Genomic DNA, 20,243 nt, shown 5'->3' with positions numbered 1-20,243 from the left:
CCACGGCACCCGCCCCGATCAGCTCCGCGTCGACCTCCCGCAGCGCACCCCCTCCGCCCCCCGCAGCCGCCACCCCGACCCCCTCTTGCGCCCTGGAACTCCTCGGCCTCTGCCTCTGAGCCCCCGCGGCGGCGGTTCGCCGGTGCCGGAGTCGGTCGGACGGCGCAGCGCGGGGCCGGGCGTTGGGGTCTTCGTCGCACCGCGGCCGAGCCGCAGATCGGCCACGCCGTATGCTCATGCGGCGTCGGAGGCAAAGCGACACCAAGTGGTCCGCCGCGCGGCCGCGCAGGGAGCCCGTCGGTGCCGGGTGCCGTGGCGCAGGGCGGTCTGCCACGACTGGGCCTGTCCCGGCTTCCGCCGGGCCAGGTAGTGCGGCTGCGGCCACGGGCCGAGAGTTCCGCCCGGAGCTCAGCGCTGGCTCTGGGCCTGGGCTTCCGCCTTGGCGCGGAAGCGTTCCATCCAGTCGGCGGCCTCGGAGGCCGGGACGCGTTGGAGGCGGGTCGCGCCGTGGCGGGAGGCGATGGAGTCGACCGCGCGGGAGTCGGACTCGACCATCTCGGCCACGAGCAGGCAGCTGCCCGGGTCGACCCAGGCGCTGAGGCCGACGAGGGCGCTCGTCTCGCTCTCCGCCTCCTCGCCGTCGGCCAGTGCGCCGACGCCCGCGCCGAGGGCGATGCCGATGGCGGTGGCGAGCGGGCCGATGAAGAGGCCGAGGATGGTGCCGACGGTGCCGAAGCCGACCATCGCGCCACCCGCGCCCGGGTCGAAGTCCAGGGGGACGGTGACCTTGCCGTCCGCGTCGCGCTGCAGCAGCGCCGCGCGGTTGACCGTCGGCAGCTCCTTCACGTCCTCGAACGCGGCGGTGGCCCTCACCTGGTCGGTGAAGGTGAAGAAGATCATCTTGTCGTCGTGCTCCATGTCGGAGGACATCTCCTTCACGACGCACCGCCCTCCCCGCGCAGCTCGCGGTCGACGCGGTCTTTCTTGGCCCAGGCCTCCTCGTTCTCCTCGATCTTCTCGAGCGCGTGCGAGGCCGCCTCCTCGGTCGGGAAGGGGCCGAGCAGGAAGCGGGCAGGCTCCTGGTGGCCCTGTTCGGGGCGGTGGTGCCGCAGGCAGTAGTACCAGGGTTCCGGCTTGCCGAGCTGTGCCTCGTCGAGGTCCTCCCTCAGCTCGTCACCGGCGTCAGGCCAGCTCATCGTGGTCACCTCCGGCAGGCTCTCCGGGCGGCGGGTGTCGCCGCCCGGTTCTCGCCGCCCATCTTCCGACGTCGGCGGCCGACATGCGCGTTCTGGGCCGCCGATCGGTGCGGAGCGTGGTGCGGGATGGAATCATGGTCACGAACGAGCGTCACCGAGAGCGATGGGACGGATACGCATGCCTTTGCAGGGTGAGTACGAGCCGAGCCCGACGGACTGGGTGCGGGCCCAGGTCGAGCAGTACGAGTCGTCCGGCGGCAAGGAGGGGACGACGATGCGAGGGATGCCCGTGATCCTGCTGACCTCCGTCGGCGCCAGGAGCGGCAAGCTGCGCAAGACCCCGCTGATGCGCGTCGAGCACGACGGGCGTTACGCCGTCGTCGCCTCGCAGGGCGGCGCGCCGAAGCACCCGGTGTGGTACTTCAACCTGAAGGCCGACCCCCGCGTCGAACTGCAGGACGGACCGGTGCGCCAGGACATGACGGCCCGTGAGGTCACCGGCGAAGAGAAGGCGCAGTGGTGGCAGCGGGCCGTCGCCGCCTACCCGGACTACGCCGACTACCAGACCAAGACCAACCGCGAGATCCCGCTGTTCGTGCTGGAGCCGACTGCTCAGGCGCACTGACGTCGCTGACCACCCTGGCCGTCAGCACGGGCGGCCGGGGTCGCTCCACGGGCGCTACCTGGACCAGGTGACCACGAAGTCGGCGTTGTTGGAGTTCGCGATCGGGGTCACCACGACACTTCCCTTGGCGCCCTGGTAGGCGCCCGTCCCGCTGGTGATCGTGAAGGTCTGGGTGGGGGCCTGTGCGGCGAAGTCCTGCGTGGAGTTGTCCGCGATCAGCATGCCCTGACTGGTGGCGATCTGCGCCGAGCAGGTGGCCGTGGCCGGCGCCTTGGTGAACAGGCAGTACAGGTGGTCGGTGGCGTAGACCGCGGTCGAGTGGTTCGTGTGGGTGCCGGCGTAGTCGTCGTCCGTGCTGACGGCGTAGTCGCCGAGGGCGGGCGCGGTGCTCGGGTTCGCGATCGCCTGGCCGGACGCCGTGTAGAGGTTCGACGAGGTGCTGACGCTGTAGAACTTCCAGATCGTGGACGCCGTCGAGCCGGAGCCGCCGCGGGACGCGGAACTGCTCAGCGGCGGCGGGGCGGACGGGCCGGGTGAGCTGGAGTCTGCGGGGACCGCGACGGCGGCCCCGGTGGCCACGGCCAGCATCGCTGCGGCGAGAGCGGCTGCCCCGGCCGAAAAACGCGCGTGCGAACTCATCGGGTCCTCCCGAGGTCGGGGAACCCCTCGCACCATTCTCTTCGCTCGCGGTTGAGGTTGCACCATCTGAAGGAGGGGACCCGGCGCGCGGTCAGGCCCCGCCGAAGGCCGTCACCCCGGCCGCCGTGCCGATCAGCACACGGTCACCGCTCAGCACCGGCGAGACGAAGTGCGGCAGCGAGCCCGCGACCACCTGGGTCAGCACCCGGCCGCTCGCCTGGTCGAGCGCGAGCAGCGTCCCCGCGCCGTAGTCCGCCACCCACACCGCGCCGCCGCCCAGGACCGGGGAGCCGGACGCGCGCAGCGGGACGTGCCAGCCCGGATGCGGCACGCCGTCCGAGCCCACCTCGACCCGCAGCAGGCCGTCGTCGCACGGCACGAACACGGTCGTCCCCGTCACCGCCGCAGCGCCGTAGGCGCTGCACAGGTGCGCCTGTGCCTGCTCGCCGCCGACGCCGGTGCGCTGCAGGCGGGTGGCCAGGCCGAGGGTGTAGCCGGTGCCGCGCTTGCCCACGGCGAGGACCCAGGGGCCGACCAGCGCCGGGGTGAGCGAGCCGAGGTCGAGGTCGTGCGCGTTGTCGTCCGGCCAGGTCACGGGCGCGAAGGAGCCGGTGACGGTGAGTGAGTCGGGAGCGAGGGCCAGGACCGAGTCCGACCCGTCCCACGGTCCGTTCTCCGCCGCGCCGTTGCCGACCGAGACCAGCACCCGCCCGTCCGGTGCGAGAACCGGCCCGCCCGGGGCCCAGATGCCGCCCTCGCGGCTGGTCGGGATCGCGTACGTCAGCAGCGGACCCGAGCCCGTCGCCGGGACGGAGACGACGGCGCCGATGTAGTCGCCGCAGTCACCGTCCAGACCGCCGTAGGTGATCAGCACTCTGCCGTTCACCGCGGCCAGCGCGCCGCGCTGCTGGTGGACGTGGAAGTCGCCGTGCGGCGGCTCGGCCTCCCGACGGACCCGGACCGTGCCCGTCGCGGGATCCAGCCCGGTCAGCACGTGCCGTCCGGTGCTCAGTTCGGCGAGGGTGAAGACCAGGCCGGTGCCGGGCTCGTAGACGGGCGTACTGGTGATGCCGAGCGGGTCGATGTTGCCGCAGGGCAGGGTGGACAGCGGGGCGGGCGTGCCGAGGGAGGTGCGCCAGAGCACCCGGCCGGTGGCGAGGTCGAGGCCGTAGACGCTGTCGTGCTCCGTCGCCGCGACGACGGTGCCGCGCACGATCAGCGGCTGGCCGTAGACCGCGCCGTCCAGCTGCGCCTGCCACTGCTGCCGCAGTGTGCCGGGCGCGGGGACACCGGGGACGTTGCCGGAACGGGCCGGGTCGTGATGGTAGGTCAGCCAGTCGCCGGGCAGCGTCGGCGCGGGGCTGGCGCCGCCGGGCGGGAGCGTCAGCTCGGCGACGGGTGAGCCGGTCGGCCGGGCCGGGCCCGGCGACGCGCTGGTGCACGCGGTGGCGACGAGCACGGCGCCGACGGTGAGGACACGCACGACACGGGGAAGGCGGGGCACACCCCCAGTGTGCGGTGGTCCGCCACCCAGGAGTGGCAGCGGCGCGTGTCTGTGACGCGTGCGCGTCCGGTGGTGCACTCTGAGAGGAGGCGGTGGCGGCGTACGGACGGAGGTCGGGCGGGCGCATGGGGCTGACCGGCAGCGGGATCCTGATCCTGGCGGCGTTGCTGACCGGGGTGTGTCTCGTCGCCATGGTGTGGTTCTGGCCGCGCCTGGCCGGACGCGGCTGGAGGCCCGTGCTGGGGCGGATCGTCGCCGTCGTGGTCACCCAGCTGCTGCTGGTGTCGACCCTGGGCATCCTCGTCAACGACTACTTCTCCTTCTACAGCAGCTGGCACGACCTGCTCGGCATCGGCGGCGGACCGGTCGCCGTCCAGGCGTCGGTGCCCGGCGCGGGTTCGAAGCAGGCCCCGCGCGGCGCGGTCGAGGTGCTGGGCCAGGAGGCGACCGGCTCCGACGGCATCGGCGTCCGCGCCCCGGCCCTGGTCGGCCGCGTGGACCAGGTCCGCATTCCCGGCCGTGTCACCGGGCTCAGCACCGACGGCTACGTCTACCTGCCTCCGCAGTACTTCCAGCCCGCCTACGCCAGGGACAGGTTTCCGGTGCTGCTGGTGACGACCGGCTTCCCCGGAGAGGCGAAGAACCTGCTCACCAAGCTCCAGTACCCGTCGACCGAGCTCCAGCTGCTGCAGCAGGACAAGGTCAAACCGATGGTGCAGGTGCTGATGCAGCCCTCGCCCTCGATGCCCCGCGACAGCGAGTGCCAGGACATCCCGAACGGCCCGCAGGCGGAGACCTACTTCACCGCCGACGTCCCGCTCGACGTCGAGGGCTCCTACCGGGTGCGCACGGACGCGGCCGGGTGGGGCGCGATCGGCGACTCGACGGGCGGCTACTGCGCACTGAAGCTCGCGATGCGCAACCCCTCGGTCTACACGACGGCCGCCGCGCTCTCCGGCTACTTCAAGGCCGCGGAGGACATCACCACCGGCGACCTCTTCGGTGGCAGCCAGACACTGCGCGACCAGGCGAACCTCAGCTGGCGGCTCACGCACCTGCCGCCCCCGCCGGTCTCCGTCATGCTGGCCAGCAGCAAGCAGGACGGCGCCGCCTACCGCCAGGCCCAGGCCTTCGCCGCCCTGGTCCACCCGCCGATGGTCGTCTCCGAGGCGACGGTCCCGACGGGCGGCCACAACTTCACCACCTGGGTGCGGCTGCTGCCGGCGTCCCTGGAGTTCCTGAGCGACCACCTGGCTCCGCCGGCGCCGTGAGGCGCGCCGGGCCGCGTCGCTCGGAGGCCGGTCAGAGCTGGTGGTCCGCTCAGAGCTTGTAGCCGATGGCCCGCAGGAGGTTCTTCCGCGCCGCCACGTCGTCCTCGCTCTCCTCGCCGAGCGGCGGCGCGCCGTCGACCACGCCGACGACGCCGCGGCCCGCCGCGGTGACCGCGACGAGGACCTGCACCGGGTTGGCCGTCGCGCAGAAGACGCCGCAGACCTCCGGGACGGACTTGACCGCGTTGAGGACGTTGACCGGGAAGCCCTCGCGCAGCAGGACCACGAAGGAGTGCCCCGCCCCGATGGCCGTCGCGTTGGCGACCGCCAGGGCGACGAGCTCCGGGTCGTTGCCGGAGCGGCGCACCAGACGCGGCCCGGAGGCCTCGCAGAAGGCGAGGCCGAAGCGCAGGTGCGGGCTGATGCCCGCCAGCGCCTCGTGCAGGTCCTCGACGGTCTTGATGAAGTGGGACTGCCCGATGATCACGTTCAGGTCCTCGGGCTTGTCGACCGCGACGGCCTCGATGGACACCGCTTCAGCTGCCATAGGGTCAGCCTGCGCGAGGACGACGGCCGACGCATGTCGGGGCCGCCCGGTATGCTCGGCCCATGCAGCTTTCCTCGTGCCGGTGCTGGTGGCGCTCCTCCTAGGAGCGGCCCCCTCTCGCACGCACGCCTCGAAGGGCCGTTCGTCACGGACGGCCCTTCGGCGTTCCCCGGCTCGATCCGGGGTGGATGCGCCGCACCGCCGCCCGGCGGCGCGGCCCGGTCCCTGACCACCCCGCATCCACCACCCTCAGCCCGGGAGAAGACCATGAACACCAGCTCGAGCACGCGCACGCGCATCCTGACCGGAGACCGTCCGACCGGCCGCCTCCACGTCGGCCACTACTTCGGCAGCCTGGAGAACCGGGTCCGGCTGCAGAACGAGGGCGCCGAGGTCTACGTCGTCATCGCCGACTACCAGGTGCTGACCGACCGTGACGTCGCGGCGGACCTGCCCGGACACGTCGAGGAGTTGATGCTCGACTACCTGGCGGTCGGCATCGACCCGGAACGCTCGGTGATCTTCACGCACAGCGCCGTGCCCGCGCTGAACCAGCTGCTGCTGCCGTTCCTGAGCCTGGTCTCCGTGGCCGAACTGCAGCGGAACCCCACGGTCAAGGACGAGATCAGGCACTCCAGTCAGGCGGCCGTCTCCGGGCTGATGTTCACCTACCCCGTGCACCAGGCCGCCGACATCCTCTTCTGCAAGGCAGACCTGGTGCCCGTCGGCCGCGACCAGCTCCCGCACCTGGAGGTCACCCGTACCGTGGCCCGCCGGTTCAACGACCGTTACACGCGGCCCGGCGCGCCCGTCTTCCCCGAGCCCGAGGCGCTGCTGTCGGCCGCGCCGCTGCTGCTGGGCACGGACGGCGGAAAGATGAGCAAGAGTCGCGGCAACGCCGTCCAGCTGGCCACGGACGCGGACGAGACGGCCCGTCTGATCCGGGGCGCCAAGACGGACATGGAGCGTCACATCACGTACGAGCCCGAGCGCCGGCCGGAGGTCTCCTCGTTGGTCCTGCTCGCGGCGCTGTGCCAGGAGTGCGACCCGGCCGTGCTCGCCGAGGAGATCGGCGGCGGTGGCGCGGCCCGGCTCAAGCAGGTGGTCACCGAGTCCGTCAACGAGCGCTTCGCGCCCGTCCGGGCCCGCCGCGCTTGCGACTACCCTGCGTGACACAGGTGACGCACAGTAAGCCTGTGACCTGCAGTGACGCCTTGGGGGACGGCGCGGGAAAGTTTTGCCGCGCACGTCCCCCACATGGCCTTCCAGGGTGGTTCGCGTACGGTCATCACGGGGACGCTGGTCGGGCGGGCGAGACCCCGCCGACCGTCGGGCGTACCGCTCGGTGATCCATCGTCACAACCACTGGAGAAGTACCGTGGCACGCGCAATATCGTTGATACCGAGCCCTGAGGAGTCCACGGCCGACGCCGCGGACGGGGCCGCCGGGGGGCCCACCGGGCGGGAGGCGGCGACCGCCGCCGAGCCCGAAGCCGACCGCGTCCCCGACTGGGCCGCTGCGCTCGTCCACAGCGCCGTCGCGAACCGCCCCGTCGCCGACGTCGCCCGCCTCTTCGCCCTGCTCGACGCGGACGGTGAGAACGCCTGGCCGCACCCCGCCAGCGAGGTCGCGGCCGGCCGGCCGCTGGAGGAACTCACCGTCCTGCTGGCCGCGCTGCGCGGCCCGCAGCAGACCCGTGGCCGGGACATCCTGCGGGTGGCCGTCGTCTCCCGCCCGGTCCCCGAGGTGGTCCAGCTGGTGCACGCACTCGGCGGGCCCAACTCGCCCGTCGTGGAGCAGGCCCTCCAACTCGCCGCGATCGCCCGCCCCGTCGACGACGTGGTCGCCCTCGCCCGCGCGCTCCAGGGCGTGACGGTCGACCCTGAAACGGCGTCACCCCCGCAGGAGAAGCGCCGCAAGTCCCGCTGGTCCAACTGAGGTAGTCGCACGACCGGGGGCGCGAGGCTCTGCCGATGTGCGGCTCCGCCGTGTGGCGCGACAAGCCACCAAGAGTGGTGAGTCGCCCAGCGAGCCGGGCTTTCCTCCCCGCGCCCCTGGTTGGCGGAACCACCTGTAGGGCCACAGGCACGTCTCGCGGGCGCGGCGGTGCCGTACATCAGCGGAGCTCGCGTCCCTGAGGGGGCTCGCCGAGTTGCTCGGCGAGCCGTTTCGGGGCGCGGGAGAGCCAGGCTTCGGTGATGAGTTCGCGGAGTTCGTCGAGCTCGATGCGGTCCAGCTGGACCAGGATCGCCGGGTAGCCGTCGAAGTGCGGGATGGTGAAGTAGACCTGCGGCTCCGCTGTGATCAGCGCGGCTTTGACGCCCTCGTCGGCCACCCGCGCGCCGAGGATCGGGCCTTCCGGGGCATCAGACCCGAGCGCGGCGAGGTCGGGAGCCCGCAAGGGGCGCTCCCAGACGAAGCCTTTCCCGTTCACCCACCAGTGCGCGTGGTCGCGGGACGCCCGCTCGCTCGTGCCGGGGAGGGAGAGAGCGATGCTGCGGACGTCGTCCCAGGTGGCCATGGCTGCATCGTAGGTCCGGACCGCGGCGTTTTCGCTCACCCGGAGGCGGTACCGTGTTCGAGCCATGGTCACGGGTGGGGAGAGAGCGGCGCGGAGCCGCTCTGTGGCCGGCGGGTCCTGGTGATGGAGAGGGTTGGGAGCATGCTGGAAGCGCGTCGCCTCGGCGACCGGTACGAGCTGGGCGGCGTCCTCGGGCGCGGCGGCATGGCCGAGGTCCATGTCGCGCGGGACGTGCGGCTCGACCGCGTTGTCGCGATCAAGACGCTGCGGGCCGACATGGCCCGCGACTCGGTCTCGCAGGCCCGCTTCCGCCGCGAGGCCCAGTCCGCGGCCTCACTCAACCATCCGGCGATCGTCGCCGTCTACGACACCGGCGAGGACTACCTCGACGGCATATCCCTGCCGTACATCGTGATGGAGTACGTCGAGGGCTCCACCCTTCTCGCGCTCACGCAGTCCGGCCGACGCCTGCTGCCGGAGCGCGCGCTGGAGATGACCGTGGGCATCCTGCAGGCGCTGGAGTACTCGCACCGCAGCGGCATCGTCCACCGCGACATGAAGCCCGCCAACGTCATGTTGACGCGTCAGGGCATGGTGAAGGTCATGGACTTCGGCATCGCGCGCGCCATGGGCGACGCGGGGATGACGATGACCGCCACGTCCGCCGTGATCGGCACCGCGCAGTACCTCTCCCCGGAGCAGGCGCGCGGCGAGCAGGTGGACGCGCGCACCGACCTGTACTCCACCGGCTGCCTGCTGTACGAGCTGCTCGCGCTGCGCCCGCCCTTCGTCGGCGACTCGCCGATCTCCGTCGCCTACCAGCACGTACAGGACCAGCCTGCGCCGCCGTCCCTGTTCGACCCGCAGATCTCGCCCGACATCGACGCGATCGTGATGCGGGCGCTGGTCAAGGACCGCGAGCAGCGGTACCAGAGCGCCGACGAGATGCGGGCCGACATCGAGCGGGTGCTCGCCGGCCAGCCGCTGTCGATCATGGCGCAGCCCGCGCCGCAGGTGAAGCCGGCGTCGGCCCGTGCGGCGGTGACTCAGCCCGCTCCGCAGCCCGCCGCGCCGACGACGCCCCAGCGTCCGTCGCGGGCGGCGGCCGCGCCGAGGAGCACGGGCGGTGCGGGCCGCGGGGCCGCCGCCGACCGTGCCGCGTACCTGAAGCTCGCGCTGCTCGGCGGGGTGACGTTGGTCCTCACCACGCTGATCACCTACGCCCTGATGAGCTGATGACCAGCTGACACCGCGTCGAAGAGACTGAGGAGCCCTTGCCCGGAACCGATCGTCCGGGCGAGGGCTCCCGCATGAGCGGGCGTCAGTTCCGCGGGCCCACCGGATGCACGACCGCCGCCGCTCCGCCGCCGCGGCGTACCGGTTCAGCGGCGGCCTGCAGCAGACCGCCGGGCAGGGCCTGGATACCGGTGGCCGCGCCGATCTCCGGGTTGAGCGTGAAGGACTCGCCGATCGCCTCGAGTCCCGTCTCGTCCGCGCTGCCGAGGAAGGCGGGTTCGGCTTCCGTCTGGGCCAGGTTGCGCTGGCTGATCCTCGGCACCGCGATGGCCTGTTCCAGGCTGAGCCCCCGGTCGACGTGCTCGGTGAGCACCTGCAGCACCGTGGTGATGATGCTGGCCCCGCCGGGGGAGCCGAGGGCGAAGTCGAACCGGCCGTTCTTCAGCACGATCGTCGGCGACATCGACGAGCGCGGCCGCTTGCCCGGTCCCGGCAGGTTCGGGTCGGGGACGCCCGCGACGGCCGGGGTGAAGTCGAAGTCGGTCAGCTCGTTGTTCAGCAGGAAGCCGCGGCCGGGCACGGTCATCGCGCTGCCGCCGGTCTGCTCGATCGTCAGCGTGTAGGAGACGACGTCGCCCCACTTGTCCGCGACCGTCAGATGCGTGGTGTGGGTGCCCTCGGGCGTGGTCGGGGCGGGGGTGCCGGTGTCGGCGCAGCCCGAGGAGGGGTGCAGCGGGTCGCCGGGGGCGAGCGGGCTGGTGAGGCTGGAGTCCGGCGAGATCAGGCAGGCGCGCGAGTCGGCGAAGCGCTGGGACAGCAGCGCCTGCGTGGGCACGTTCTCGAAGCGCGGGTCGCCCACCCAGCGGTTGCGGTCCGCGAAGGCGATCCGGCTGGCCTCCAGGTAGTCGTGCAGGTACTGCACCGAGGAGGCGTGCTTCAGGTCGAAGTCGTTCAGGATGTTCAGCGCCTCGCCCATGGTCGTGCCGCCGCTGGAGGAGGGCGCGATGCCGTAGACGTCCAGGCCCCGGTAGTCCACCTCGGTCGGGGCCTGCTCGCGCACCCGGTAGGCGGCCAGGTCGGCCGGCGTCATCGCGCCGGAGCGGGCGTACCAGCCGGAGGCCGGGTCGACCTGCGGGTGCTGGACGAGCTGGGTGATGTCCCTTCCGATGTCGCCCCGGTACAGGGCGTTCACGCCGTCGCGCTCCAACTCGCGGTAGGTGGCCGCCAGATCGGGGTTGCGGAAGACGCTGCCGACGGCCGGCGGCTGACCGCCCGGCAGGAACAGGGCGCTGGTGGCCGGGAAGTAGGAGAAGCGCGTCTGGTTCTGCGCCGTCTGGTCGTGGAAGGTCTGGTCGACGACGAAGCCCTTGTCGGCCAGTCTCTCGGCCGGCTTCAGCGACTGCGCGAGCGAGCGGGTGCCCCAGCGGTCCAGTGCCTGCTGCCAGGTGAGCAGCGAGCCCGGGACGCCCACGGAGCGGCCGCTGTCCACCGCCGTCCAGAAGTCCAGCGGCCGGCCGTTCTCGACGAAGAGGTTCTGGTCGGCGGTGCTGGGGGCGGTCTCGCGGCCGTCCAGCGTGGAGACCCGGTGGCTGCGGGCGTCGTAGTAGACGAAGTAGCCCCCGCCGCCGATCCCGGAGGAGTAGGGCTCGGTGACCCCGAGGGCGGCCGCGGTCGCCACCGCCGCGTCCACGGCGTTGCCGCCGTGCCGCAGCACCTCGATGCCGATGTCGGTCGCCTCCGCCGAGACGCTGGCGACGGCGCCGCCCGTCCCGGTCGCCTCCGGCTGCTTCGGCGCGGGGACGGCGGCTGGGGCGGCTGCGGGTAAGGCCGCGTGTGCGCTCCGGGCGACGGGAGCCGCTCCGGCGGCAGGCGCGAGCGAGAAGGCGCTCAGCGCGGCGGCGAGCAGCAGGGGCGGTGCGAGACGGGTGCTGGTGCGCCTGACTCGACGTGTACTCATCCAGGCCTCCGATCGGGCGAGTTGAGGATGACCATTGCGACACGAACGATCCGACCATGACAAGGAGGCGTCACTCCTTCGGGGGCTCCGGGTGTCGCGGGAGCCGGATCGGTCCCGGTCCCGGCCCTGTCGGGCTCCGCCCGCGACCCGAACGAGACCTGCGCCGTCGCCGCTGGAGCGTCCCTGCGGGACGCGCAGGCGAGGGGAGGGAGAGGCGCCGTGGTGCGGACATCCGGGCGGCGGGCGGGCGAGGCAAGCTGGGCCGGACGTCGGGTCGAAAGCTGCCGAGTCGTCCTGGAAATTCTCGATCAGAGGACAATAGGATGCAGCGCGCCCCACGGGCATGCCGAGAAGGCCCCGGTCCCGACGTCGAACGGAGCGGTCCATGGTCCGACGCCGCCCCCCGGCGTCCGCGAGCTCGGACGAGCTGCTGAGCACGCTCGGTCGCCTGACCGCGCAGGCACTGGAGCGAGTGGAGTCGCAGAAGGCCCGCGTGGAGCTCGCGACCGCGCTCCAGCGCGACTTGCTGCCGTCGGCGCTGCCGCAGACCGCAGGGCTGCGCGCCGCCGCGCGCTACGCGCCCGCCCGGCACGGCCTGGACATCGGCGGCGACTGGTACGACGGCTTCGTCCTGCCCGGCGGCGTGCTCGGGTTCTCCGTGGGCGACGTCCAGGGGCACGACGTCGAGGCAGCGGCGTTCATGGGCCAGGTCCGCATCGCGCTGCGCGCCCTCGCCACCGTCATCCCCGACCCCGGAGAGGTCCTCGGCCGGGCGAACGACCTGCTCGTCGACATGGAGCCCGACCTCTTCGCCACCTGCAGCTTCCTGCGCTACGACCCCGCCAGCGGCGAACTCGCCATGGCCCGCGCCGGCCACGTCCCCGCGGTCTGGGCCGCGTCCGACGGCACGCACGGGGTCGAGGGCGAGGCCGGCGGCCTCCCCCTCGGCATCCAGGCCGGCGAGCCCTATCCCGTCTCGCGCCGGTACCTCACCGGCACGGGGGCCTTCGTCCTGGTCACCGACGGCGTCGTCGAGGGCCCGTCGTTCTCGATCGACGAGGGCCTCGACCACATCGCCGCCCTGATACGGGCCGCGGCGGACGGCGAGCCGGCCAGTCTGGCCGCCGACCTCATCCGCGTCGCGGAACTCACCGGACACCAGGACGACGCCGCCGTCCTCGTCCTCCGCCACGACCGCTGACCGCGCCGCCCGTGCGTGGCGGGACCTGCGGCAGCCGTACGAACCGCGCGAGGCGGCTCCCGGGTCTGTCGTAGGGATAGTGCGACGTTCCGCTCGCGTGTGAGGATCGCGCCTACGGGCGTGTCACGACGAGGCGGGCGAGCGCAGCGCCGGGAAAGTAGGGGCATGTCAGGTGAGGCGAGCGCCGGGACGCGGCAGGCGTGGGGCACCGCGCTCCTGTGGGTGCTGGTCGTGACCGGCGTCTACTACGCCGGCGGACGGCTGGGGCTGCTCGCGCAGGTCGTCGTCGAGGGCGTGCGGGTCACCCCGCTGTGGCCGTCGTCCGGCGTCGCCGTCGCCGCGCTGCTTCTGCTCGGCCTGCGGGTGTGGCCGGGGATCGCGCTCGGTCAGTGGCTGGTGGTGCTCTCGATCTCACACTGGAACCCCACCTGGGCGGGGCTCGGCATCGTCGCGGGAGCGACCGTCGCACCGGTGCTGGCCTGGCTGTTCCTGCGGTGGGTCGGCTTCCGGCCGCAACTCGACCGGCTGCGGGACGGCCTCGCGCTGGTCTTCGTGGCGCTGACGGCCACGCTGGTGAGCTCCAGCGCCTCGACGCTGATCCTGATGGCGCAGGGGGCGCTCTCCGGGCACGGGTACTGGGCGGCGTGGACGGCCTGGTGGACCGGCGACGCCATGGGCGTGCTCGTGGTCGCGCCGCTGCTGCTGGCCGGCCGGTACGCGCAGCCCCCGCAGGACGTGCCGATGATGCGCTGGGCGGAGCTGTTCACGCTGCTGGGCGGGACGGCGGCGGTCATGGTGCTGGTCACGCACAGCCGCCTGTCGCTGCTGTTCCTGGCGTTCCCGCTGGTGATCTGGGCCGCGATCCGGTTTCAGATGCCGGGAGCGGCGCCGTGCGTGCTGCTGATCTCCGTGCTCGGGGTGGTCGCCGCGATCCAGCCGGCGGGACCGTTCGTGGGCCACAGCGTGTCCGCGCAGATGTTCATACTGCAGGCACTCAACGGCTCGGCCGCGCTGACCGCGCTGCTGTTGGCGGCCGTGATCACCGAGCGTGACAACACCAACCGGATGATCGCCGAGGCCTGCGTGGGGCTGGCCGAGGTCGTCGCCCGCCTCGCCCCCGACGAGGTCGCGGACCGCTGGCCGGGGGCGAGGGACGAGTTCGGGAAGGACGGACGCTGACGGCGGGCCGCCGAGGGCCCGACGCCGACAGGCGGGACGTCAGACCAGGCAGCCCGCGTGGGCGAGGGCCTGCTTGAGGAGGACGCCCTGGCCGCCGGGCATGTCCTGCTGGACCAGCTCGGACACGGCCTCCTCGGGACTGAACCAGACCAGGTCCAGCGCGTCCTGGCGCGGTCTGCAGTCGCCCGCGACGGGGACCACGTAGGCGAGGGCTACCGCGTGCTGGCGCGGGTCGTGGTACGGGGTGATGCCGGGCGTGGGGAAGTACTCGGCCACGGCGAAGGGCTGGAGCGAGGCCGGGATGCGCGGCAGCGCGACCGGGCCGAGGTCCTTCTCCAGGTGGCGCACCAGCGCGTCGCGGACCCGCTCGTGGTACTGCACGCGACCGGAGACCAGGGTGCGGGTCACCGTGCCGTCCGAGTCGATGCCCAGGAGCAGGCCCACGTGGGTGACTTCGCCGCCCTCGTCGACGCGCACCGGCACCGCGTTGACGTAGAGGACGGGCAACTGGGCGCGGGCCGCCGACAGTTCGTCGGCTTCGAGCCAACCGGGCGTGGTCTGGGTGAAGTCAGCCATTGGGTGATCGTACTGTTCCCGGCGGTCCTCCCGGGGGACGCCGGGCCGCAGGCCGGACGGGGCCGGGGGAGTTCGGACGCGGACCTGTTCGGCGTGCACGGCGCGCGCCCGGGAGCGATGCTCGGAGCATGGACACGACCCCGTGGCCCAACCAGGACTGCCCCGTCCTCGTCGCCGCGCTGACACCGGGCGAGGGCGAGCGGATCGTGCGGGTGATGCGCGAGGACGGCACGGTCACGCCCCCGGAGCCGTGCCGGGACGCCCACGAGCTCAAGCGCCTGGTCCACCACGAGCGGCCCGGCGCGGACCTGCACGACCCCGCGCAGGTCTTCTGGGCGGACCACCCGGGCGAGTGGCCGCGCTGAGGTCGCGCCGCGCCGTGCGGAAACCCGGTGGAGACGGCGGCCGCGCGATGGTTAGGGTGCGGGCGTGAGCACTCGTACCTTCCGTGTCACCGTCCGCGGCGTCTTCGACGGCCTGAGCGACGAGCAGCGTACCGAGCTGCTCGCGCACGCGGCCGAGCACGACGTCCTGCACGCCGCGTACACTCCTGAGGGCCACCTCAGCTACGACCTGGCGGCACGGGCGGCCTTCACCTTCCGCTACCTCGACTCCGGCGAGGCCGAGGAGGACATCCTCCTCGCGGAACTGCGCGCCGAGGAGTCCGCGACGTCCTGGCTGACCTCCCACGGTTACGGCTACCGCAACCTGCGCACCCAGTCCGAGGACCTCAGCCAGGCCCCTCTGGGCAAGCGCCGCCGCCGCGCCCAGCAGGGGTAGTACCCGCACGGCGGAACCAGACCGTCCCTGGAGACCTGCCTGCCCCTGCTCGCCCTCGCGACCGTCACCGTCGTGCTGGTCGGCGTCGTCGGCAACCGTCCGGGCCGCCAGGCCCAGGCCTACCGCGTCCACCGGTGGTGATGACGGCGTGAAAGCGACTGAGGAGCGGCCCCTCTCTCCCGGCGGGAGAGAGGGGCCGCTCCTCAGTCGTCTGCCGGGCGTCGCCCGGGGCAGCTCAGGCCTCGGCCGCGACCGGCTCGGTGAGGCCGCGGGCGGAGACCAGGCGGGCGGTGCCGTCGGCGAGCCGGTAGGAGAGGCCGACCACGGCCGTGCGGCCGGCGTCGACAGCCGCGGCCAGGACGCGGGAGCGGTCCAGCAGCAGGTCGACCGTCTGCCTTATGTGCTCCTCGACGATCGCGTCCCGCGACTCGATCCCGGCCGCGTGCGCCGCCAGCACGCTCGGGGTGACGCGCTCGATCACGTCGCGGATGAAGCCGGGGGCGGGCGCAGCACCGTCGAGGGCCTCGCACGTCGCGGCGACCGCCCCGCACTGGTCGTGGCCGAGGATCACGACGAGCGGGCTGTCCAGGACGGCCACGCCGTACTCGATGCTGCCCAGCACCTCGGGGCCCATGACGTGCCCGGCCGTGCGGACGACGAACAGATCGCCCAGGCCGCGGTCGAAGATGATCTCGGCAGCGAGGCGGGAGTCGGAGCAGCCGAACAGGACGGCGAAGGGCCGCTGCGTCGGGACGGTCGCGGCGCGGCGCGCGGCGTCCTGGTTGGGGTGCTCGGGCGATCCGCCGACGAACCGCCGGTTACCGGCCAGCAGGGTCCGCAGGGATTCTTCGGGCGTCGGCGCGTTCGTGATCGAATCCGTCATACCCGCAGCCTAAGGCCTTGCGCCGACGCCCACCCCGCGGGGTCGCCCCCCGCCCTCTCGGCCTACTCGCCGGTATGGTTCGCTGTGCAGATGGCGAAGAGTCCCGCAGTGGGCGCACCGGCGCCCGATTTCACCCTTCCTGCCGTGCAGCTGGTCGACGGCGAGGCGGTCCGCAGCGAGTTGACCCTGTCGGCGCAGCGCGGGCGGCCGGTCGTGCTCGCCTTCTACCCGGGCGACGACACCCCCGTCTGCACCAAGCAGCTCTGTTCGTACTCCTCCGGCCTGGAGCAGTTCGCGGACCTGGGCGCGGACGTCTGGGGCATCAGCACCCAGGATGTCGCCAGCCACGAGGCGTTCGCCCGCAAGCACGGGCTGCGGATGCCGCTGCTGGCCGACACCGCGCGCACCACGGCCGAGGCGTACGGCATCACCCTGGGCGCGATGGTGCGCCGCTCGGTGTTCGTCGTCGACGCGGAGGGCGTGCTGCGCTGGAAGCACGTCGCCGCCCTCGGGCTGACCTTCCGTGACGTGGCGACGCTGACCGAGCAGTTGGCCCTGCTGCCGGCCTCCGACTGACCCGCCGCCACCGGCAGCCCAGCCGCTCAGCCCGGCCGCTCAGCCCGGCTTGGGGCGGCCCAGCAGCGCGGCGACGGTGTCGCGCACGCCGCGGCTCCGGCCGTCCTTGGACACCAGGCGCGACGGGGCGGCCGGGTCGCGGACGAACGCGTGCAGCCTGCCCTCGTGCTGCGCCAGCACGAGGTCGGTGCTGGACTCCGCGGTCTCGGCCGAGCCCACGGCGGAGTAGGCGATCGCGGTCAGCAACGCCGAGCGTTCGGCCGCGGCGAGCACCCCGTCCGGGTCGGCCCCGGCCGAAGGCTCGGCCCACGGGCCGCGCGGCAGCCACTCGACGACCAGGCGCAGCGTGTCGTCGAGGGTGCGCAGGGACACCTCGTGCACGCCCAGGGCGTCGATGCGCACGACCAGGCAGACGTTCTCCGGCTGCGGCAGCACGAGCATGCGCCACGCCTCGCCGGGCGCGGTGCCGGTCACCCGCGCGTCCAGCACCCGCCGGGCGCGGCGCTGGAAGGCCAGCGTGATGCCGAGGTCGCCGCGCACCTGGAGCTGGTCCCGGCCCTGACCGGCGACCAGCAGCTGCCGCGCGGCGAGCGAGCGCACCGCCTCCGCGAGCACCTCGTCGGAGGGGCGCGTCTCCAGGAAGTCGACGACGGCGTCGACGACCGTCAGCTCCGCCACGGTGTACGCGCCGAGGGGAACCGCCCCGGTCTCCACCAGGTCCACCACCGCCGTCACCATGCCCTCTGGCACCGAGACCGCCCCGGGCGCGTCGGCATCCGAGCCGGGGGAGCCGGGCACCTCAGTCGCCTCCGGCGCCCCGGGGAAGGCAGGCGCTGCCGATGAGTCTGGTCCTGCGGAGGAGTCTGGCTCTGCGGAGGAGCCTGGCCTTGCCGGCGTCCCTGGTTCCCGGTGCCCTTCCGGGTCCCCTTGCGGCTGTGGTGCGGTGGGTTCGTCCGGGCTCTGCTCGGCGTCGCTCATCGTTCCCCACCGATCCATCGGGTTCCCGGCCGCGGGAGCGGGCCGGGGGCGAACAGCACCTGGGCGGCGGGCGGGAGGGGCGCCTCGCTGACCCATACCTGGGAGTTGCCGAACAGCCCGCGACCGGCCCGCCGGGAGAGGGCCCGGCCGAGCTCGTCGGTGGGGTCGCCGCGCTCGGGCGGCGGGAAGTGCGCGGCCAGGTCCGCGGAGGCCGAGGTGAGGTCGTCGTCGCCCTCGATGCCCCGCAGGGTGGCGGCCAGGGTGCGGGAGACGTCCGGACCGACCCACGTCGGCAGGGCCAGCGCGGGGGAGAGGTACAGCGGGCGACGCTCGGTCACCCGTGAAAGCCCCCACGGCCCGACGTTGCTGCGGGTGATCCGGTAGACGACGTAGTCCATCAGGTGCCGCAGATCGTCCAGGCTGGGCAGCTTGCGCTTGCCGAACGCGGCCGGGGTCTTCTCCAGCTGCAGCCAGGTGCCGGTCGCCGTGCGGCCGTGCAGCTTCTCGCGCACCACGGGGCCGCGCATGCCCAGGTCGGGGTAGCGGGTCTTGTCGATGTCCCGGTGGTGGCTCGACAGCCGCTGGTGGCTGACCTCGGGAAAGCTCCACCGTTCGTAGAGCTCCGGGTCGTCCACCAGGACGTGCCCGCCGCACAGGACGTCGTGGAGCTGCGGCACCTGGAGCCCGTGGCGTTCGAGATCGGCCATGATCGCGGCCTCCTGCGGGCTGAGCCCGGAGGCCGCGGCGATCAGGCCCTTGCGGTAGGCGGCGTTGCGCGCGGTCAGGTCGATGAGCAGCCGCGTCCGCGCGCGCACCCGCTCGGCCTGGCGGGCCTGTTCCGCCCGCGCGGCCCGGCGCCTGCGACGACGTCCCTGTCCACCGGCCATGTCATCCAGTACAGCATCGCCGCCCCGGCGGTGCCCGGACGGTTACGCCGGGAGGCGGCCCGTCCCTGAGCGGTTCGGTCGCCGCTCAGCCGCACCAGAAGAGGAACTGGTGGCAGGAGTGAGTGGGCGCGGGAGTCGGGCTCGGAGGCGGTACCGGAGTGCCACCGCTGCCGCCCGAGGTGCCCGTCGGGTTGCCGCCCGTGGGGCCGGGGTTCGCCGAGGGCGCGGCGCTCGGCCGTGCGGAGGCCGATGCGGACGCGCTCGACGCCGAGGCGGAGGCCGACGGGTGGTGCGGCGCGCGGTGGCGCCCCGTCGGAGCGGTCGCGCTCGGTGCGTCGGCGGGGGCCGTCAGGTCCGGCGCGGTCGCCGAGGCGCCGGAGGAGGAGCCCGTGTCCACGGGCGTTGCGCTGTTCGAGCCCGAGCCGCCGCCCGCCACCGCGAAGCCCGTCGCCGCGATCACCAGCGCGCCGACGCCCCCGAGCAGCATCGCGCGCCGCCGTCGCGCGGCTCGCGCGCGCTGACGCCCCCGCTGCGCCGCCCGTCCGCTGGACCGGGAGTCGCCGGGCTGCCGGTAGGTCACCGCGTGCGCGGCGTCGTCCGGCTCCAGCCTGGCCTGGTCGAAGGGCAGGTCAGCCGCGGCTGCCCCGCAACCCGGGCAGGAGTAAGCGCCGTTCAGGTGGCGGCGACAGGTGGGGCAGAACTTCATGCCGTCTTCCGTGCGAATGATGCCGTTGTTCGGTTCTTGGCGAGCCTAGGAGCACGGTGAGGCGTGGTGACAGCTCGTAGAGGTGAGGCTTCTGAGGAGAATTCGTGCAGGTGAAGCGGTTCGGGCGACCCGCCCGCCGATCATGGTGCAGGTGGGACGCGGTGCTGGGCCGGCGTCGTCCCGAACACCGACCGGAACGCCTCGATGAACGCGCTGGGCGTTGCGTAGCCGCACGCGCTCGCTGTCGCGGTGACGCTGCGTCCGCCCGCGAGGTGGTCGAGGGCGTGGTGCAGCCGCAGCCGGGTGCGCCACTGCGGGAAGGTCAGGCCGGTCTCGGCGCGGAAGAGGCGGCTGAGGGTCCGTTCGCTCGCGCCGACCGCGGCGCCCAGCTCGGACAGCGACCGCGGGTCGGCCGGGTCGCGGTGCAGCAGCGCGGCGACGGCGCGCAGCCGGTCGTCGACGGGCGCGGGCAGATGCAGTGTCAGGCGTTCGGCGCGGGCCAGCTGGTCGACGGCGGCCTGTTCCAGGGTCGCCCGCTCCGCGTCGCCGTAGCCGGAGTCCGGCTCGGCGAGGGCCGCGACCAGTTCGTGCAGCAGCGGGGTGACCGCCAGGACGGCCGGCTGCTCCCCGCCGATCGGGTCGATCAGCGCCGGGAAGGCGAGGGAGCGCATCCGCGTGGGCGTCCGGGCCAGATGCGCGTGCGCGGTGAAGGCGGGGATTCACACGGCGCGCTGCGGCGGCACCACCCAGCTGCCGGCGGCCGTCTCGACCTGGAGCACCCCGCTGCCGGGATGGATCAGCTGGTGGCGGTCGTGGTGGTGCCGGTCGATGCGCTCGTGTCGCTCCAGGCGCTGGACCGTGGGGCCGGGCAGCTCCAGGTACGGGGCAGGACCCCCGCAACTCGCCCCGCCGTCGGGTGGTCGGCGACTGACGTGGCGGTTCGTCGAGACTTGGCGGTTTATCGACATATCACGGCAGGT

23 protein-coding genes and 1 pseudogene are annotated in these 20,243 nt (G+C 73.3%); 10 read left to right on the top strand and 14 right to left on the bottom strand.

What is annotated here, in order from left to right; all coding sequences use genetic code 11:
- Window positions 1-408: 408 nt before the first annotated feature.
- Window positions 409-930, bottom strand: coding sequence for a histidine kinase (locus TR49_RS15555; RefSeq protein ID WP_152627283.1), 522 nt, complete (start codon window positions 928-930; stop codon window positions 409-411).
- A gap of 5 nt (window positions 931-935) precedes the next feature.
- Window positions 936-1,196, bottom strand: coding sequence for a hypothetical protein (locus tag TR49_RS15550; RefSeq protein WP_042382095.1), 261 nt, complete (start codon window positions 1,194-1,196; stop codon window positions 936-938).
- A 178-nt stretch (window positions 1,197-1,374) separates the two neighbouring features.
- Between TR49_RS15550 and TR49_RS15545 the strand changes: the two genes are divergently transcribed.
- Window positions 1,375-1,821: a nitroreductase family deazaflavin-dependent oxidoreductase gene (locus TR49_RS15545; RefSeq protein ID WP_042382014.1), complete on the top strand. Its 447-nt coding sequence runs from the start codon at window positions 1,375-1,377 to the stop codon at window positions 1,819-1,821.
- Window positions 1,822-1,875: 54 nt separating this feature from the next.
- Here the strand turns inward: TR49_RS15545 and TR49_RS15540 are convergent, their stop codons facing one another.
- Window positions 1,876-2,460, bottom strand: coding sequence for a hypothetical protein (locus TR49_RS15540; RefSeq protein ID WP_152627282.1), 585 nt, complete (start codon window positions 2,458-2,460; stop codon window positions 1,876-1,878).
- Window positions 2,461-2,551: 91 nt separating this feature from the next.
- Entirely contained in the window at window positions 2,552-3,964 is a 1,413-nt protein-coding gene (locus tag TR49_RS15535; RefSeq protein ID WP_160311602.1) for an outer membrane protein assembly factor BamB family protein, read from the bottom strand.
- 125 nt (window positions 3,965-4,089) lie between these two features.
- On the opposite strand from TR49_RS15535, the gene TR49_RS15530 reads away from it, so the two are divergent.
- Window positions 4,090-5,235, top strand: coding sequence for an alpha/beta hydrolase (locus TR49_RS15530; protein ID WP_042382010.1), 1,146 nt, complete (start codon window positions 4,090-4,092; stop codon window positions 5,233-5,235).
- A gap of 49 nt (window positions 5,236-5,284) precedes the next feature.
- On the opposite strand, the gene TR49_RS15525 is transcribed toward TR49_RS15530, so the two are convergent.
- Complete coding sequence (locus tag TR49_RS15525; RefSeq protein WP_201776191.1) at window positions 5,285-5,782, bottom strand: adenosine-specific kinase; 498 nt, start codon at window positions 5,780-5,782, stop codon at window positions 5,285-5,287.
- 267 nt (window positions 5,783-6,049) lie between these two features.
- Here TR49_RS15525 and trpS point away from each other — a divergent pair, with 267 nt between their 5' ends.
- Both trpS and TR49_RS15515 read left to right on the top strand, forming a co-directional pair.
- Window positions 6,050-6,955, top strand: coding sequence for a tryptophan--tRNA ligase (gene trpS / locus TR49_RS15520; RefSeq protein WP_084724921.1), 906 nt, complete (start codon window positions 6,050-6,052; stop codon window positions 6,953-6,955).
- A 205-nt stretch (window positions 6,956-7,160) separates the two neighbouring features.
- A complete protein-coding gene (locus TR49_RS15515; protein WP_152627281.1) occupies window positions 7,161-7,721 on the top strand; it encodes a hypothetical protein in 561 nt (186 codons plus the stop codon).
- Between the two features lie 178 nt (window positions 7,722-7,899).
- On the opposite strand, the gene TR49_RS15510 is transcribed toward TR49_RS15515, so the two are convergent.
- A complete protein-coding gene (locus TR49_RS15510) occupies window positions 7,900-8,304 on the bottom strand; it encodes an MmcQ/YjbR family DNA-binding protein (RefSeq protein WP_042382004.1) in 405 nt (134 codons plus the stop codon).
- Window positions 8,305-8,445: 141 nt separating this feature from the next.
- Between TR49_RS15510 and pknB the strand changes: the two are divergent.
- Window positions 8,446-9,519 (top strand): annotated as a pseudogene (gene pknB, locus TR49_RS15505) (Stk1 family PASTA domain-containing Ser/Thr kinase); the annotation flags it as partial.
- Window positions 9,520-9,625: 106 nt separating this feature from the next.
- Here the strand turns inward: pknB and ggt are convergent.
- Window positions 9,626-11,497: a gamma-glutamyltransferase gene (gene ggt, locus TR49_RS15500; protein WP_084724920.1), complete on the bottom strand. Its 1,872-nt coding sequence runs from the start codon at window positions 11,495-11,497 to the stop codon at window positions 9,626-9,628.
- A gap of 385 nt (window positions 11,498-11,882) precedes the next feature.
- Between ggt and TR49_RS15495 the strand changes: the two genes are divergently transcribed.
- Complete coding sequence (locus TR49_RS15495) at window positions 11,883-12,698, top strand: PP2C family protein-serine/threonine phosphatase (protein ID WP_042382001.1); 816 nt, start codon at window positions 11,883-11,885, stop codon at window positions 12,696-12,698.
- Window positions 12,699-12,863: 165 nt separating this feature from the next.
- Window positions 12,864-13,877, top strand: coding sequence for an MASE1 domain-containing protein (locus TR49_RS15490; RefSeq protein WP_042381997.1), 1,014 nt, complete (start codon window positions 12,864-12,866; stop codon window positions 13,875-13,877).
- A gap of 39 nt (window positions 13,878-13,916) precedes the next feature.
- Here the strand turns inward: TR49_RS15490 and TR49_RS15485 are convergent, their stop codons facing one another.
- Window positions 13,917-14,453 carry an NUDIX hydrolase family protein gene (locus tag TR49_RS15485; protein ID WP_042381995.1) on the bottom strand — a complete coding sequence of 179 codons (537 nt, stop codon included), beginning with the start codon at window positions 14,451-14,453 and terminating at the stop codon, window positions 13,917-13,919.
- A gap of 128 nt (window positions 14,454-14,581) precedes the next feature.
- Here TR49_RS15485 and TR49_RS15480 point away from each other — a divergent pair, with 128 nt between their 5' ends.
- Window positions 14,582-14,818 (top strand): hypothetical protein, encoded by a 237-nt coding sequence (locus TR49_RS15480; RefSeq protein WP_042381993.1) that lies wholly within the window; start codon window positions 14,582-14,584, stop codon window positions 14,816-14,818.
- A gap of 64 nt (window positions 14,819-14,882) precedes the next feature.
- On the top strand, window positions 14,883-15,233 hold the full coding sequence (locus TR49_RS15475) for a DUF6204 family protein (protein WP_042381991.1): 351 nt from the start codon (window positions 14,883-14,885) through the stop codon (window positions 15,231-15,233).
- A 235-nt stretch (window positions 15,234-15,468) separates the two neighbouring features.
- Here the strand turns inward: TR49_RS15475 and TR49_RS15470 are convergent, their stop codons facing one another.
- Complete coding sequence (locus TR49_RS15470) at window positions 15,469-16,116, bottom strand: carbonic anhydrase (protein WP_042381989.1); 648 nt, start codon at window positions 16,114-16,116, stop codon at window positions 15,469-15,471.
- Between the two features lie 90 nt (window positions 16,117-16,206).
- Between TR49_RS15470 and TR49_RS15465 the strand changes: the two genes are divergently transcribed.
- The gene (locus TR49_RS15465) at window positions 16,207-16,692 is read left to right on the top strand and encodes a peroxiredoxin (RefSeq protein WP_042381987.1); all 486 of its coding nucleotides are present in this window, start codon (window positions 16,207-16,209) and stop codon (window positions 16,690-16,692) included.
- Window positions 16,693-16,731: 39 nt separating this feature from the next.
- On the opposite strand, the gene TR49_RS15460 is transcribed toward TR49_RS15465, so the two are convergent.
- The 5 genes from TR49_RS15460 to TR49_RS45575 form a co-directional block, all read right to left on the bottom strand.
- Window positions 16,732-17,490: a hypothetical protein gene (locus TR49_RS15460; RefSeq protein ID WP_042381985.1), complete on the bottom strand. Its 759-nt coding sequence runs from the start codon at window positions 17,488-17,490 to the stop codon at window positions 16,732-16,734.
- A gap of 176 nt (window positions 17,491-17,666) precedes the next feature.
- A complete protein-coding gene (locus tag TR49_RS15455) occupies window positions 17,667-18,557 on the bottom strand; it encodes a hypothetical protein (protein ID WP_152627280.1) in 891 nt (296 codons plus the stop codon).
- 85 nt (window positions 18,558-18,642) lie between these two features.
- Window positions 18,643-19,263 carry a hypothetical protein gene (locus TR49_RS42790; protein WP_152627279.1) on the bottom strand — a complete coding sequence of 207 codons (621 nt, stop codon included), beginning with the start codon at window positions 19,261-19,263 and terminating at the stop codon, window positions 18,643-18,645.
- A gap of 140 nt (window positions 19,264-19,403) precedes the next feature.
- Window positions 19,404-19,934, bottom strand: coding sequence for a helix-turn-helix transcriptional regulator (locus tag TR49_RS45580; protein WP_236653375.1), 531 nt, complete (start codon window positions 19,932-19,934; stop codon window positions 19,404-19,406).
- A 48-nt stretch (window positions 19,935-19,982) separates the two neighbouring features.
- Complete coding sequence (locus TR49_RS45575) at window positions 19,983-20,231, bottom strand: cupin domain-containing protein (protein WP_236653374.1); 249 nt, start codon at window positions 20,229-20,231, stop codon at window positions 19,983-19,985.
- Window positions 20,232-20,243: the final 12 nt, after the last annotated feature.

Source organism: Streptacidiphilus melanogenes (genome assembly GCF_000787835.1).
Classification (GTDB): domain Bacteria; phylum Actinomycetota; class Actinomycetes; order Streptomycetales; family Streptomycetaceae; genus Streptacidiphilus; species Streptacidiphilus melanogenes.
The sequence above is the reverse complement of the archived record's forward strand: the minus strand, read 5'-3'. Positions and strand labels throughout refer to the sequence as shown.